The organism is Sphingobium vermicomposti (genome assembly GCF_011762025.1).
Taxonomy (GTDB): domain Bacteria; phylum Pseudomonadota; class Alphaproteobacteria; order Sphingomonadales; family Sphingomonadaceae; genus Sphingobium; species Sphingobium vermicomposti.
The window spans coordinates 413,770-428,646 of record NZ_JAASQR010000003.1 but is presented as its reverse complement, the minus strand read 5'-3'; the positions used below and the strand labels follow the sequence as shown (position 1 = coordinate 428,646).

Genomic DNA, 14,877 nt, shown 5'->3' with positions numbered 1-14,877 from the left:
GAATAGTTTCGATGTCGGTGGCTGACGGACGGTTCGACCTGTTGGAAACCATGGCTTTCGACCCGGTCGAAGGCATCAGGTTGCTGGAACTGCATCTGGAACGGCTGAGGACCAGCGCGACGGCGCTGGACTTTGCCTTTGACCGGCACGATGTCCGCAACGAACTGCAAGCGGCGACTTTTCGCCTGCGTGAGCGCAGCCGCCTGCGGTTGTTGGTGTCGCAACGCGGATCGACGGCGATCGAGGTGCGGGAACATCGCACCTGGCCACAGGCGATCATGCAGGTGGCGGTGGTGCCCCGGAATGCCACCGCCGACGATCTGCGCCTGCTGCACAAGACGACCGACCGCTCGCTCTACCAAGACATATTGAACCGTGGCGGCACTTATGAAGTGCTGATGACCGATGCCGAAGGCTTTCTGACCGAAGGCTGCTTTTCGTCCATCTTTGTCGAGCGCGGCGACAAGCTGGTGACGCCGCCTTTGTCGCGCGGCCTCTTGCCGGGCGTGTTGCGCCGCAGCCTGATCGAGATGGGCGAAGCGGTGGAAGGCGACCTGCGACCGGGAGACCTGGAGGGTGGCTTCTTCATCGGCAACGCCGCGCGCGGGATGGTGGCCGCCTCGCTCGTCAAATAGCCTACTGGCGGTTGCCCCTTCCATCATACCGCTTTAAGGAGCCTCGCGTCCGCAATGCGCGGGCATGAGGATATTTCAGAGAGAGTGTTACGATGAGCCAGACTTCCGCTGCCCTCGGTCGCATCCAGCCCTCCGCCACCCTGGCGATGAGCGCGCGCGTGAATGCCCTTAAAGCCGAAGGCGTGGACGTGATTGGCCTGTCGGCGGGCGAACCGGATTTCGACACGCCCGATTTCGTGAAAGAGGCTGGCATCGCCGCCATCCGCAAGAACCTGACTCGCTATACCGACGTGGACGGCACCGCCGAACTGAAGGATGCGGTCGCTTTCAAGTTCAAGCGCGACAATGGCCTGACCTACAAGCGCGGCCAGATCAGCGTGAACTCCGGCGGCAAGCACACGTTGTTCAACGCGCTGGTCGCGACGGTGGACGCTGGCGATGAAGTCATCATCCCCGCGCCCTATTGGGTCAGCTATCCCGATATCGTGAACTTCGCGGGCGGCACGCCGGTCTTTATCGAAGGGCCTGCCAGCCAGGGTTACAAGATCACGGCCGCCCAGTTGGAGGCGGCGATCACCGCGAAGACCAAATGGGTCATACTGAACTCGCCCTCCAACCCTTCGGGTGCTGCCTATTCGGCGAGCGAACTCAAGGAACTGGGCGAGGTGCTGCTGCGCCATCCCCATGTGCTGGTGATGACCGACGACATGTACGAACATGTCTGGTACGCGCCCACGCCGTTTGCCACGATCGCGCAGGTGTGCCCGGATCTGTATGATCGCACCCTGACCGTGAATGGCTGTTCGAAGGCTTTCTCCATGACCGGCTGGCGCATCGGCTTTGCCGGTGGTCCTGAATGGATGATCAAGGCGATGGGCAAGCTGCAGTCGCAGTCGACCAGCAATCCTTGCTCGATCAGCCAGGCAGCCGCCGTCGCCGCGCTGACCGGTGAGCAGGACTTCCTGGTCGGGCGTAACGCTGCTTTCCAGAAGCGCCGTGACCTGGTCGTTTCCATGCTGAACGACGCGCCTGGCCTCAACTGTCCGACGCCGGAAGGTGCCTTTTACGTCTATCCCGACGCCAGCGGCGTCATTGGCAAGACGACGCCGAAGGGGCTGCTGATCGACAGCGATGAAACGCTGATCGGCTATTTCCTGGACGAAGCGAAGGTTGCCGCCGTTCATGGCGCCGCCTTCGGGCTCTCGCCTGCGTTCCGCATCAGCTATGCGACGTCGGAAGAAGTGCTGGCAAAGGCCTGCACGCGCATCCAGGAAGCCTGTGCTGCGCTGAAATAAGCACGAACCCTCCCTGTTTTGAAAATGGGGAGGGAGTCGGCGTCAGGCTGGCGAGGGTAGGGCAGGGGCCATCCCGGCCCTGTCACCCCATGCTTTCGAGGAAAATGCCGAAGCGGTTTTTCCGTTCGCTCCTCTTGCGCAGGAGAAGGGGCGACTTATATCGCGTTTCAATCCGAAACTGGTTAGTCGCGCCTGGCTGTTAACCCATGGCTAAGCTGACGGCTGCTAATCATCGCCCTTTCCGGGGCCAAGATCGAAGGAAGAAGGCCATGGTGGCATTCTTGAAATCTGACCTTTTCCTCCGCTTTTTTGGCGGGTTTGTGCTTGGTGCCGTGGGCATGTTCGCGTTCCAGCCCAGTGAGCCGCCTGCCTTGGTCAGTTCGGCCATGGCTGCGTCCGATGCGACGCTCTGACAATATAGCTCTTGCCGTCCTTGCGGCCCTTTTGGTCGCCTCGCCTTTGCGCGCTGAGCGCCCGGTGCTTGCACCTGTGGCCAGCGTCGATGCTTCATCTCGGCAGGCTCGCGAAACTGCGATTTTTGCGGGCGGCTGCTTCTGGGGTGTGGAAGGCGTTTTTTCGCATGTGAAGGGCGTTCATTCGGTCGTGTCCGGCTTCGCGGGCGGACCCAAGGGACGCAAGGTGAATTACGGGCAGGTCACCAAGGGTGATACGGGCTTCGCCGAAGCCGTGCGGGTGACCTATGATCCGGCACAAGTCAGCTATGGGACGCTGCTGCGCATCTTCTTTTCAGTGATCGCCGATCCCACCACGCTCAATTATCAAGGCCCCGATCGCGGCACCCATTATCGCAGCGCGCTGTTTCCATTGAATGCGGGTCAGGACAAGGCGGCGCGCGCCTACCTCGCGCAGCTGGGCAAGGCGAAGCTGTGGCGCGACCCCATCGTTACCCGTGTCGAACGATTTACCGGCTTTCAGGCTGCAGATGCCTATCACCAGGACTTCATGACCCGAAATCCCCGCCATCCCTATATTCAACGCTGGGATGCCCCGAAACTCGCCGCGTTCAAGGCGATGTTTCCGGCGCAATACCGGGACAAACCTTCGGCCTGAAGCGTTGGTAGCGGCTTTGGGCGGGTGGGCCAGCGCAACATTGGCGATGTTCTTCAAAGGCCAAGCTTGAAGCTCGCTTCGCTCGTGCCCACCCCTAACCCCTCCCGTCTACGGGAGGGGAATGTCTCGGAATGGTCGTTTTTGTGGTGATGTCGGGAAATGCCCGGCCACCCGCACGCGCAAACGCAAGCGGGCGGAGCCTGTTGCCAGACCCCGCCCGCTGAATGCGTCAGCTGTGACGACTGCTTATTTCGGTGCCAGCACCATCAGCATCTGGCGGCCTTCCATGCGCGGATAGGCTTCGACCTTGGCGATCTCGCCTACATTTTCCGCCACGCGCTGTAGCAGTTGCATGCCGAGCTGCTGATGCGATAATTCGCGGCCACGGAAACGCAGGGTGATCTTCACCTTGTCGCCGTCGCCGATGAAATCATGGACCTTCTTCATCTTCGTATCATAATCATGATCATCGATGTTCGGACGCATCTTGATCTCTTTGAGTTCCTGCGTCTTCTGGGTCTTGCGGGCGATATTCGCCTTTTTCTGGGCTTCGTACTTGAACTTGCCGATGTCCAGAAATTTGCAGACCGGCGGATCGGCGGTCGGCGACACTTCGACCAGGTCCAGCCCGATCTCGTAAGCGCGCTCCATGGCTTCCTGCGTAAACATCACGCCCAGATTTTCGCCTTCGTCGTCGATCACGCGCACCTTGGGCACGGTGATAAACTCATTGTAACGGGGACCGGACTTCGGCGGCGGCGCCAGTGGACGGCGCATCATTGGGGGACGTATAGCGGCTTCTCCTATGGTAATTCACGAAAACGGCTCTGGCGGCCTTTAGCGCAAAGCCGAAAGGGGCGGCAAGCCCGCTGTCGCGAAATTACCGGCCCCATGTGGCATTGCTGCCTCAGCGCATATCGGGGGCCTGGCTTTCTTTTGCAAGGCGCTCGATCACGTCATCGACCGAAAGGACGCTCTGCCCCTCCTTGCCCAGTTCGCGCAGCGCCACTGTGCCTTCGTCGGCTTCGCGGCGGCCGACGACCAGCAAATTCGGCACTTTCGCTAGGCTATGCTCTCGCACCTTATAGTTGATCTTCTCGTTACGCAGGTCGACTTCGGCCCGGATTCCGGCGGCCCGCAACTTGTCGACCACCTGTTGCGCATAGCTGTCGGCATCCGACACGATGGTCGCGACGACAGCTTGGACCGGGGCCAGCCATTGCGGAAACTTGCCCGCATAATGTTCGATCAATATGCCGATGAAGCGTTCATAGGACCCGAAGATCGCGCGATGGAGCATGACCGGTCGGTGCCGCTCACCATCTTCCGCCACATAGGATGCGTCGAGTCGCTCCGGCAGAACACGGTCTGACTGGATGGTGCCGACCTGCCATGTCCGCCCGATGGCGTCGGTCAGATGCCATTCCAGCTTGGGCGCATAGAAGGCCCCTTCGCCCGGCAGTTCCTCCCAGCCATATTCCGGCGTGTTGAGGCCAGCGGCGGCGACGGCATCGCGCAGTTCATTTTCGGCCTTGTCCCACATTTCGTCGCTGCCGAAGCGTTTGTCTGGGCGCAACGCCAGCTTGATCGAATAGGTAAAGCCGAAATCATTGTAGATGCGGTCGGCAAGTGCGCAGAAAGCCCGCACTTCCTCGACAATCTGATCCTCGCGGCAAAAGATGTGCGCGTCGTCCTGCGTGAACTGGCGCACCCGCATCAACCCATGCAGCGCGCCATGCGGTTCGTTGCGATGGCAGCAGCCGTTTTCGTAAAGGCGCAAGGGCAGGTCGCGATAGCTTTTGATCCCTTGGCGGAAGATCAGGACATGCGCGGGGCAGTTCATGGGCTTGAGCGCCATCCAGTTGGCGTCGTCCGACACGAGCGGACCTTCATCCTCTGCGTTGGGCACTTCGTCGGGGATGACGAACATATTTTCGCGATATTTGCCCCAATGGCCGGATTGCTCCCACTGGCGCGCGTCCATCACCTGCGGCGTCTTGACCTCTCGATAGCCCGCCGCGTCGATGGCTCGGCGCATATAGGCTTCCAGTTCGCGCCAGATGAGATAGCCCTTGGGATGCCAGAAAACCGACCCATGCGCTTCCTGTTGGAGGTGGAACAGGTCCATCTCCGCGCCCAGCTTGCGATGGTCGCGCTTGCCCGCTTCTTCCAGTCGCGTCAGATGCTCTGCCAGCTGCTTCTTGTTGAGCCAGCCGGTGCCGTAGATGCGGGATAGCATCGCATTCTTCTGATCGCCGCGCCAATAGGCGCCCGATACGCGGGTCAGCTTGAACGCTGCCGGATCGAGCTTGCCCGTGGAGGCCAGATGCGGTCCCCGGCACATGTCCAGCCAATCGCCGCCTGACCGGTAAACCGTCAGTTCCTCTCCCTCAGGCAGTTCGGCGGCCCATTCGGCCTTGAACGTCTCACCTTCCGCCCGCCAGCGCGCGATCAGATCCTCGCGCTGCCACACCTCGCGCTGGAGCGGTTTGTCGGCGGCGATGATTTCCCGCATCTTCGCCTCGATGGCGGGCAGGTCCTCTTCGGTGAAGGGGCGATCCTTCGGTGCGAAATCATAATAAAAGCCATCGTCGGTCGAAGGCCCGAACGTGATCTGCGTTCCCGGAAACAGCGCTTGCACCGCCTCGGCCAATATGTGCGCGAAGTCGTGCCGCGCCAGTTCCAGCGCGTCGGCCTCATCCCTTGACGTCACCAGCGCCAGCTGCGCGTCCTGCTCCAACGGCCGCATGATATCGCGCAGTTCGCCATCGACTCGCGCGGCGATGGCGGCCTTTGCCAGTCCCGGCCCGATCGCCGCCGCAATGTCTGCCGGGGTAGTGCCGGGCGCGACTTCACGCACGGAACCGTCGGGCAGGGTGATCTTGAGCATGGCGGACAAGGGGCAGTCTTTCTGTAACTGAGGTGGGGCGGCGCAAAATTCCGCGCTTTCCCCATAAATGGGCAGCCCTAGCTGTCAATAGAAGGGCGTTTGCCCGACAGGCAGGAAGGCGCGGATCAGGCTAGAATAAGGCGGGCCTGATCATGCGTGGCTTGCAAGAAAGAGACGGGTCCGCCAACCTCTACGCCGTCGGGCAACTCGCCCACAGACAGGCGATACAGCGCCAATCCGCTTTGGCAGGCAGTCAGCGTGACGCCAAGGGCAACGGCTTCTTCCACCAGCGTCGCCAGCGTCGGCAATCCTGCCGCGCGATGCGCATCGTCCCGTGGTGCCTGCGTAGATGGCTGCAACAGCCCCACCGCGTCCAGTTGCAGGAAGATGCTCGCCTGACCGCCCAGCGCCGCCTGTGCGCAGGCCAGCACCAGAGCGCCCCGCAGCCGTTCGGCATCCCCGGTCGTGACGATGATCCTCAGGTCGCGCATAATATGGCGGCGCAGCCCGGACAGGCGGGGTCCTTGGCGATGCTGACCGTGCGGAATCGCATGGATAAAAGGTCTGCGATCATCAGCTTGCCCGCCATGCTCGCGCCAAAGGGCACCAGGGTACGAATGACCTCCAGCGCCGCCATGCTGCCCATCATACCCGTCAGCGCGCCGATCACGCCGGTCTCCGCGCAATTGCGTTCCGGCGCATCTTCCGGGTTGCCGACCAGGCAGCGATAGCAGGGCTGGTCCGCTTCCCATCCGCGATATGTGGCCAATTGCCCTTCGAACGGGCCTACCGCCGCTGACACCAGCGGAATGCGGAGCCGCTGCGCCGTGTCCGCCACAGCAAGCCGCGTCGCGAAGCTGTCGCAGCCATCCAGCACGACGTCAGCGTCGCGCAGCATCAGCGCCGCGTTCTCGGCATCGATCCGCGCGTTGATGGGGATCAGCTTTACATCCGGGTTGATCCGCGCAACCGCCGCCATCGCGCATTCCGCCTTGGGCGCGCCGATATCCGTGGTGCCAAACATTATCTGACGTTGCAGGTTAGACAGCGCGACATGGTCGTCATCGATGACCCGGATCGTGCCGACTCCCGCCGCTGCCAGATAGAGGATTGCCGGACTGCCGATCCCGCCCGCACCGATCACCGCGACGTCCGCCGACAGCAGCCGCGCCTGTCCCGCCCCGCCAATTTCCTTGAGCACGATATGGCGCGCATAGCGTTCCAGCTGATCGTCGGACAGGACGGGTGCGGATGGGGTCATGATGAACTGACTCCGGTCGATCCGAAACCACCCGAACCTCGGACGGTCGCGTCCAGTTCCTCCACCTCGGCAAAGCGGGCCATCTGAACCGGCGCGGCGACCAGTTGCGCGATCCGGTCGCCGCGAGCGATGACGAAGGGTGCGTCGCCCAGATTGATGAGGATGACTTTCAGTTCGCCGCGATAGTCCGCGTCGATGGTGCCGGGCGTGTTGGGCAGGCTGATCCCATGTTTGAGCGCCAGGCCGGACCGGGGGCGGACCTGCACTTCATAGCCGACCGGGATGGCCATGGCGAAGCCGGTGGCGACGGCATGGCGGTCGCCCGGTTGCAGGGTCACATCTTCGGCGGAAACCACGTCCATCCCCGCTGCGTGCTGGGTTGCATAGCTGGGCGCGGGCAGGCCCTCTCCATGGGGCAGGCGCTTCAGGCGAATTTCAATCGGGGCAAGATGCGAGGGCATGAGCGACCTTTTCGATGATGCGGGTGGCGACGGCGTCCTTGGGCAGATGATCCCAGCTTTCGACGCCAGCGGCAGTGACGATGTGAACGCTGTTGCTGTCGCCGCCCATTACGTCACCGGACACGTCATTGGCGACGATCCAGTCCGCGCCTTTGCGCTGCAGCTTCGCCTGCGCATATTCGGTCAGCTTGTCCGTTTCGGCAGCGAAGCCGACGAGCAGGCGGGGGCGATGTGCATGACGGCCCAGCGTCGCCAGAATATCCGGATTCTCGACCAGCGTGAGCGGGGCAGGCTTACCCGACCCATCCTTTTTCAGCTTCTGCCCGGCGGCGGTGTCCGTGCGCCAGTCGGCGACGGCAGCGACCATGATGGCGGCGTCGGCGGGCAGCGCCGCTTCAACCGCCGCCAGCATTTCGCGCGCGGTTTCCACGTCGACGCGGTCGACACCGGGGGGCGTGGGCAGGCGCACCGGACCCGCCACCAAAGTCACGCGCGCGCCGGAGCGGGCTGCCGCTGCGGCAATGGCGAACCCCTGCTTGCCCGAAGATCGGTTGGCGATGTAGCGCACGGGGTCGATCGGTTCGTGCGTCGGCCCGGCGGTGATGAGAATGTGCCGGCCTTTCAAGGGGGCGCTTCCCGCAGCCCCCGCCCCGATGGACAGCAGGCGTTCAATCTCCGCCGCGATCGCTTCGGGTTCGGGTAGACGCCCCTTGCCGAACTCACCGCAGGCCATTTCGCCTTCATCCGGCTCCATGATGTGGACGCCGTCGGCGCGCAGTAGGGCAAGGTTGCGTTGCGTCGCGGCATGATCCCACATCCGCACGTTCATCGCGGGCACGGCCAGCACCGGCTTGTCGGTGGCGAGCAGCAGCGTGGTGGCAAGGTCATCGGCAATGCCTGCCGCCATCTTTGCCAGGATATTCGCGGTCGCAGGCGCAACCACCACCAGATCGGCCTGACGCGACAGCTGAATATGCCCGATCTCGCGTTCTTCCTTGAGGTCGAACATGTCGCCATAGACATGGTCTTCGGTCAGCACGCCAAAGGATAACGGCGTCACGAACCGGCTCGCGCTGTCCGTCAGCACCGCTCGCACGGCAAAGCCCCGCTTCTTCAGCAGCCGGACGAGTTCCAGCGACTTGTATGCGGCGATGCCGCCGGACACGATCAGAAGGATGCGGGCCTGAGTCATAGTTGAAGATGTAGCAGCGCGGTGGTCAGCGCTCCAGCCACAGCGGCCAGGCCCGCGACTGCCGCATAGCGCCAGCCCCCGCCGACGCGGATCAGCCTGACTTCGGTAAGCGGCGGCGGGGGTGGCGCACCGCCTTTTTCAGGGAATGCTTCCTCGATCCGCCGCACCAGGCCGGGCAGGCGCTGGAGCGTACGCCAATTTTCGATCAGCGCGTCAGCGGCCTTCGCCTCAGGTCCAAGTTCGGAACGCAGCCATTCCTTCACATAGGGGCCGCTTGTTTCCCACAGGTTGATGTCGGGGTCGAGCGCGGTTGCCACGCCTTCCACCATGACCATCGTCTTCTGGAGCAGGAGCAAATGCGGCTGGGTCTGCATGTCGAAGTCGCGAGTGATGGCGAACAGGCCGTCCAGCATCCCGCCGACGGACAGTTCGCGCACGGGCTTTCCGCGCATCGGCTCGCCCACGGCGCGCAGGGCGGTGGCGAACTCATCCACATTATGGTGGCCGGGCACATATTGCGCTTCGAAATGAATTTCCGCCACGCGCTTATAATTGCCGGTGATCAGGCCATAGAGGATTTCCGCCAGCCACATGCGCGCGCGGCGGTCGATCCGGCCCATGATGCCAAAGTCGATGGCGACGATGTCGTTGTTGGCGGTGACGAACAAATTGCCCTGATGCATGTCCGCGTGGAAAAAGCCTTCGGCAATCGCCTGGCGCAGGAAGGCATTGACTAGCCGCGCGGCGAGGTCCTTCACATCGTGACCGGCGGCGATCAGGGCGTCGCGATCGGAAATCTTGACCCCGTCGATCCACTCCATCGTCATGACCTTGCCGGTCGTGCGATCCCAGTCGATCTGCGGCACGCGATAGCCCGGCATCGCCTGCATGGCTTCGGCCAGTTCCGATGCCGACGCGGCCTCACGCCGCAGATCCAGTTCGCGCGCGGTCCAGCGCTTCATATTGGCGATGACCAGCCGTGGACGCAGCCGCGCGATTTCGCCGCCCAGCATCTCTGCATGAGCGGCCGCCCATTCATAGGTCTGGATGTCGCGGCTGAACTGATCGGTCACGCTGGGGCGAATGATCTTTACCGCGACTTCACGCCCGTCCGTTGTCACTGCACGGTGAACCTGTGCGATCGACGCCGCGCCCACCGGCTCTTCATCGAAGCGGCTGTAAATCGATTCCAGCGGTCGTCCGAAACTCTGTTCGATCTGCGCCCTTATCGTCGGGAAGGGGACCGGCGGCAGCGCATCCTGCAGGCGCAACAGGTCGTTGGCAGCTTCTTCACCCACCAGGTCGGGGCGTGTCGCCAGCGTCTGGCCCAACTTGATCGCGGCAGGACCGATCGCCTGAAAGGCGTCGGCATAGCGCGGCTGGCGGGGAACGCGCGCGCCGATCCGCGCCAGTTTCACCAGCCGCCGCACCGGCGAGGGGGTCAGGGGATCACGTTCGATCCCGCGTAGCGCGCCATGGCGGGCCAGCGTGCGGCCCCATTTCAGCAGCCGCCAGATATGTGTCACATGGGAAGGCACGGCTGCTTAGATCTTCCAGCCGCTGTGGATCGCGACCATCCCGCCCAGAATCGGTTCTACCTTGGTCTGCACAAAACCGGCCGCGCGGATCATTCTTTCAAATTCCGGCATGGGCGGAAACCTGCGGATCGATTCGATCAGATAACGATAGCTGTCCTCATCGTCCGCCAGCAGCTTGCCGAGCTTGGGCACCAGCCGGTGGGAATAGGCATCGTAGACATCGGCGAAGCCGGGCCAGGTGGTGGTGGAAAATTCCAGGCAGAAAAAGCGTCCGCCATATTTCAGCACCCGGTGTGCTTCCCGCAACGCCTTGTCGATATGGGTGACGTTTCGGATGCCGAAGGCGATGGTGTAGGCGTCGAAGCTGCGATCCGGGAAGCTCAGCTCCTCCGCATTCTGCTGCGACCAGACAAGGCCTTCCAGCCCCTTCTTGCGCGCGCGATCCACCCCGACGGCCAGCATTTCGGGATTGATGTCCGACACGGTGACCTGCGCGCCATGTTTTGCCAGGCGAAAGGCGATGTCGCCCGTGCCGCCCGCCATGTCCAATATGGCCTCATCCCGGCGCGGCTTCACCCGGGCCACGAACTGGTCCTTCCACAAACGGTGCGCGCCCACCGACATGGCGTCGTTCATCAGGTCATATTTGGACGCGACATTGGAAAAGACGGCGCGAACCATCCCCTGTTTTTCAGTAGCATCGACGTCGCGATAGCCAAAGGATGCGGTCTCGTTCATGGTAGCACGCTCTAGCCACAGATTGGTCGCCATGCCAGCCGACTTTTCATGGCCTGCTTCTCTCCCGCGCGTCGAACGCCTAGAGGGATGTCATGCCTGAGCTTCCCGAAGTCGAAACTACCGTCGCTGGCCTGCGCGCCGTCCTGGCAGGCAGGGTGCTGACCCGCGTTGAGCCCCGGCGCGCCGACCTGCGTTTCCCGATACCGGTCGACCTGCGCCAGCGGCTGACCGGGGCCAGGGTGACCGCCCTGTCCCGGCGGGCGAAATATGGGCTCGTCGAAACCGATCGCGGCGACATGATGATCTTTCACCTGGGGATGTCGGGCCGCTGGCGAATCGCCCCGGCAGACATTGGCGCGCATGACCATCTGTTGATCGAAACGGAAGGCGGTCTGCTGCTGTCGCTCAACGATCCGCGGCGTTTCGGGTCGGTGGACCTTGTGCGCAGCGATGCGTGGCAGGCCTACGCCCCATTTACGCGCATGGGGCCTGAGCCGCTGGGGCCGGACTTTTCCGCCAGCACGCTGGCGCGCGCGCTCGATGGCAAGACGGCGTCGATCAAGACCGCACTGCTCGACCAGCGCGTGGTGGCGGGTCTGGGCAATATCTATGTGTGCGAGGCGCTCAACATGGCGGGCATAGCGCCTACGCGCCCCGCCGGACGGATCAGTCGCGCCCGCCTTGTCCTGCTGGTCGATGCGATTCGGGAGGTGCTGACGGCGGCAATCGCGGCTGGCGGTTCGACATTGCGCGACTATGCGCGGCCTGATGGCGAGCTGGGCTATTTTTCCAAACAGTGGCGCGTCTATGGGCGGGAGGGCGAAAATTGCGCGTGCGGGGGCACGATCCAGCGCCGGATCGACGGCGGGCGATCGACTTTCCACTGCCCCCGATGCCAGAGGTAGAGCAGCGCGACCGGTTGACGATGATGGCGATCCCCTGTAAGGGGCGCACCTTCACGGGGCTGGCAGGGGAATCCGGCTGGCCCTCTTTCCGAGATTTGACGAGACCGAGGACTGTAAATGGCCAATACGCCGCAAGCCAAGAAGCGCATCCGCCGCAACGCCCGCCGCGCCGAAATCAATGGCGCCCGCATCAGCCGGATCCGCACCCTGGTGAAGAAGGTGGAAGCCGCCCTCGCCGCTGGTGACAAGACGGCTGCGGCCACGGCGCTTCAGTCGGTGCAGCCTGAATTGGCGCGCGGCGTGGCCCGTGGCGTTGTTCACAAGAATACTGCGGCCCGCAAGTTCGGCCGCCTGACGAAGCGCGTCGGCGCGCTCGCCTGAGCCGCAACTAACATAGCGTCAGATCATGAAGGCCCGTCCCGCATAAGCGGGGCGGGCCTTTTTCATTAAGGCGTCACATATCGGCACATCGGCCCCTCATCTTCGGCATGACCGGAATCCCGCGATTCGAGCGTTATCCGCTCGACATCGTTCGAATTAACATATTGAAAAACATAGCATTTTTCAATTTCGACGCATTTCCGCGGATTTGCAGAGTCAACGGCTTTATTTCACATTTTTGACCTGCGCTGCCCTTGATCAGGCAGATAATGCCTGTCTATTTTCCTCTCTCTGGCCGCCCACGAATCGATTGAGCGGTCGTTATACAGTTAGTCGGCACGAGTGTGTTGGAAGGGCGCTGCTTTTCCAGACGGTCCACTGTGTCTTAAAGCTCCGTTCGGGGGCACAGTTGATGGGGGTCGGCTGTTTATGAAGGATTTTGCGGCTTTGACAGGAAGTTTGCCCGTTCAGGACGCGCAGGATCACGCGCGTCTCGCAGCGGCCTGGGACGCCATCCGCACTGGTCTGCGCCGCGACATTGGCGCGCGCATGTTCGACCAGTGGCTGAAGACGGCACGGCTGGGGGACTATTGCCCCGATTCGCAGACGCTGGACCTGTTGTTCACTTCCGATTTCACCGCCAATTTCGTTTCGGGCCATTTCGGTGACCGGCTTTGCATGGCCTGGCGCTCTGCCGGGGTAGGGGTGCGCGAAGTGCGCCTGCGGCGTGCGCCCAATGCCGTTGGTCCGCGCCTGCTGGAAATGGTCCCCACTTCAGAGATGCCCGACGCATCTGAGGTGGAGCCGCATGACGGACCTGCCGCCTGCAATTTCCAGCCGCGCCATGGATTTGAAGATTTCGTGACCGGCGAAACCAATCAGCTTGCCTGTTCGGCGGCGGAGGCGATGGCTGGCGAAGCGCAGCCGCGATACAGCCCGCTGTTCATCCATGGCGGCACCGGCCAGGGCAAGACGCACCTGTTGCACGCGATCGCCCGAACCTTCTCTGGGCACTCCCCGGCGGCCCCGGTGCTCTATATGTCGGCAGAACGGTTCATGATGGAATTCGTGAACGCGATGCGCGCCAATGACACCATGACCTTCAAGGCACGACTGCGCGCCGCCCGGCTGCTGCTGATCGACGATATTCAATTCATCGCGGGCAAGGGTTCGACGCAGGAGGAATTTCTCCACACGATCAACGACCTCATCGATTCGGGTGCCCGGATCGTGGTGACCGCCGACCGCGCGCCGCAGCTGCTCGATTCGATTGACCCGCGCATCCTGTCGCGCCTGGCGGGCGGCCTGGTCGCGGACATCCGTCCCGCCGGGCTCGACCTGCGCCTCGCCATATTGGAAGCGAAGCGCGCCTTTGCTGGCGACCCGCCGGTTCCCGATGCCGTCATCGATTTCCTGGCTCGTTCGATCCGCTCCAACGTCCGTGAACTGGAAGGCGCGTTCAACAAGCTGATTGCTTATGGCCAGCTGACGGGCCGATCCATCGACCTGGAATTTGCCCAGGGGATGTTGGCCGACGCCGTGCGCGCCAATGCACGCCGCATTACGGTGGACGAAATCCAGAAGGTCTGCGCCGCTCATTACAAGATCGATGCCGCCGAGATGCGGTCCAAGCGCCGCGCCCGTGCCGTCGCCCGCCCGCGTCAGGTCGCCATGTACCTGGCCAAGAAGATGACGCCGCGTTCCTTGCCTGAGATCGGCAGGATCTTCGGCGGCCGCGATCACAGCACGGTCATTCATGCCGTGAAGACGATCGAAGGGCTGCGGCAGACAAGCCCTGACATGGACGCCGACATTCGCGCGCTGCAGCGTCAGCTGGAAAGCTGATTGCTTGGCGGCAGCGGAATGAGGATGATCGCGCAACGCATGATCCGGCATCTCGCCCTGTTGCTGGCGGCGTTCCTGTGCGTAGCACCGGGGTTGGCGCAATCGCCCCCCGCTGCCGCCCCTTCCGATGTACGCGTGGCCTTGGACACGACGTTGGGGCGGATCGTCGTGGCGGTCCACGCCGCCAAGGCACCTGTCACCGCCGCTAACTTCCTGCATTATGTTGACCGGAAACGGTTCGACGGGACGCTTTTCTATCGGGCGGTCGGGTCAACCGACTATGGCTTTGTCCAGGGCGGCGTGCAGAATGATCCGGCGCGGATTCTGCCGCCGGTCGCGCATGAGCCAACCACGCAGACCGGCCTCACCCATGATGATGGCGCATTGTCCATGGCCCGCTATGCGCCCGGCAGCGCCACCGGCGACTTTTTCATCGTGCTGGGCCAGATGCCGGGTATGGACGCCAATCCACAAGCGCCCGGCGACAATCAGGGCTTTGCCGTCTTCGCCCATGTGGTCGAAGGCATGGATGTGGTTCGCAAGATCGTGGCCGCGCCGAAGTCTTCGACAGCGGGGGAAGGCGTGATGAAGGGGCAGATGCTGGAACCGCCGGTCAGGATCATCAGCGCGCGGCGCATTCCCTGACCTGTGCAAACACCCGGCGA

At 62.9% G+C, this 14,877-nt stretch carries 16 protein-coding genes; 8 read left to right on the top strand and 8 right to left on the bottom strand.

Annotated elements, in window-relative coordinates:
* Window positions 1–11 precede the first annotated feature (11 nt).
* The 4 genes from FHS54_RS11800 (at window position 12) to msrA (ending at window position 3,001) form a co-directional block, all read left to right on the top strand.
* Window positions 12–635 (top strand): aminotransferase class IV, encoded by a 624-nt coding sequence (locus FHS54_RS11800; RefSeq protein WP_167304005.1) that lies wholly within the window; start codon window positions 12–14, stop codon window positions 633–635.
* Window positions 636–727: 92 nt separating this feature from the next.
* Entirely contained in the window at window positions 728–1,930 is a 1,203-nt protein-coding gene (locus FHS54_RS11795) for a pyridoxal phosphate-dependent aminotransferase (RefSeq protein WP_167304004.1), read from the top strand.
* 269 nt (window positions 1,931–2,199) lie between these two features.
* Window positions 2,200–2,343 carry a hypothetical protein gene (locus FHS54_RS11790; RefSeq protein ID WP_167304003.1) on the top strand — a complete coding sequence of 48 codons (144 nt, stop codon included), beginning with the start codon at window positions 2,200–2,202 and terminating at the stop codon, window positions 2,341–2,343.
* Window positions 2,330–3,001, top strand: a complete 672-nt coding sequence (gene msrA, locus FHS54_RS11785) for a peptide-methionine (S)-S-oxide reductase MsrA (RefSeq protein ID WP_167304002.1) — start codon at window positions 2,330–2,332, stop codon at window positions 2,999–3,001. Before FHS54_RS11790 ends, msrA begins: the two co-directional genes overlap by 14 nt.
* A gap of 246 nt (window positions 3,002–3,247) precedes the next feature.
* Here msrA and infC read toward each other — a convergent pair whose 3' ends face one another.
* The 8 genes from infC to FHS54_RS11745 form a co-directional block, all read right to left on the bottom strand.
* Window positions 3,248–3,781: a translation initiation factor IF-3 gene (gene infC / locus FHS54_RS11780; RefSeq protein WP_167304001.1), complete on the bottom strand. Its 534-nt coding sequence runs from the start codon at window positions 3,779–3,781 to the stop codon at window positions 3,248–3,250.
* Between the two features lie 127 nt (window positions 3,782–3,908).
* Window positions 3,909–5,891, bottom strand: coding sequence for a threonine--tRNA ligase (gene thrS / locus FHS54_RS11775; RefSeq protein WP_167304438.1), 1,983 nt, complete (start codon window positions 5,889–5,891; stop codon window positions 3,909–3,911).
* Between the two features lie 125 nt (window positions 5,892–6,016).
* The gene (locus FHS54_RS11770; RefSeq protein ID WP_167304000.1) at window positions 6,017–6,382 is read right to left on the bottom strand and encodes a DsrE family protein; all 366 of its coding nucleotides are present in this window, start codon (window positions 6,380–6,382) and stop codon (window positions 6,017–6,019) included.
* Window positions 6,370–7,152 (bottom strand): HesA/MoeB/ThiF family protein, encoded by a 783-nt coding sequence (locus tag FHS54_RS11765; protein WP_167303999.1) that lies wholly within the window; start codon window positions 7,150–7,152, stop codon window positions 6,370–6,372. The genes FHS54_RS11770 and FHS54_RS11765 overlap by 13 nt, the downstream gene beginning before the upstream one ends.
* Complete coding sequence (dut, locus tag FHS54_RS11760; protein WP_167303998.1) at window positions 7,149–7,613, bottom strand: dUTP diphosphatase; 465 nt, start codon at window positions 7,611–7,613, stop codon at window positions 7,149–7,151. Before dut ends, FHS54_RS11765 begins: the two co-directional genes overlap by 4 nt.
* A complete protein-coding gene (gene coaBC / locus FHS54_RS11755; RefSeq protein ID WP_167303997.1) occupies window positions 7,588–8,805 on the bottom strand; it encodes a bifunctional phosphopantothenoylcysteine decarboxylase/phosphopantothenate--cysteine ligase CoaBC in 1,218 nt (405 codons plus the stop codon). Before coaBC ends, dut begins: the two co-directional genes overlap by 26 nt.
* Window positions 8,802–10,343, bottom strand: coding sequence for a 2-polyprenylphenol 6-hydroxylase (gene ubiB / locus FHS54_RS11750; RefSeq protein WP_167303996.1), 1,542 nt, complete (start codon window positions 10,341–10,343; stop codon window positions 8,802–8,804). The genes coaBC and ubiB overlap by 4 nt, the downstream gene beginning before the upstream one ends.
* 6 nt (window positions 10,344–10,349) lie before the next feature.
* The gene (locus tag FHS54_RS11745) at window positions 10,350–11,081 is read right to left on the bottom strand and encodes a class I SAM-dependent methyltransferase (RefSeq protein ID WP_167303995.1); all 732 of its coding nucleotides are present in this window, start codon (window positions 11,079–11,081) and stop codon (window positions 10,350–10,352) included.
* A 92-nt stretch (window positions 11,082–11,173) separates the two neighbouring features.
* Here FHS54_RS11745 and mutM point away from each other — a divergent pair, with 92 nt between their 5' ends.
* The 4 genes from mutM (at window position 11,174) to FHS54_RS11725 (ending at window position 14,857) form a co-directional block, all read left to right on the top strand.
* A complete protein-coding gene (mutM, locus tag FHS54_RS11740; protein WP_167303994.1) occupies window positions 11,174–11,986 on the top strand; it encodes a bifunctional DNA-formamidopyrimidine glycosylase/DNA-(apurinic or apyrimidinic site) lyase in 813 nt (270 codons plus the stop codon).
* A gap of 117 nt (window positions 11,987–12,103) precedes the next feature.
* A complete protein-coding gene (rpsT, locus tag FHS54_RS11735) occupies window positions 12,104–12,367 on the top strand; it encodes a 30S ribosomal protein S20 (protein WP_167303993.1) in 264 nt (87 codons plus the stop codon).
* Window positions 12,368–12,796: 429 nt separating this feature from the next.
* Window positions 12,797–14,212 carry a chromosomal replication initiator protein DnaA gene (dnaA, locus tag FHS54_RS11730; RefSeq protein ID WP_167303992.1) on the top strand — a complete coding sequence of 472 codons (1,416 nt, stop codon included), beginning with the start codon at window positions 12,797–12,799 and terminating at the stop codon, window positions 14,210–14,212.
* Between the two features lie 39 nt (window positions 14,213–14,251).
* Window positions 14,252–14,857, top strand: a complete 606-nt coding sequence (locus FHS54_RS11725; RefSeq protein WP_167304436.1) for a peptidylprolyl isomerase — start codon at window positions 14,252–14,254, stop codon at window positions 14,855–14,857.
* Window positions 14,858–14,877: the final 20 nt, after the last annotated feature.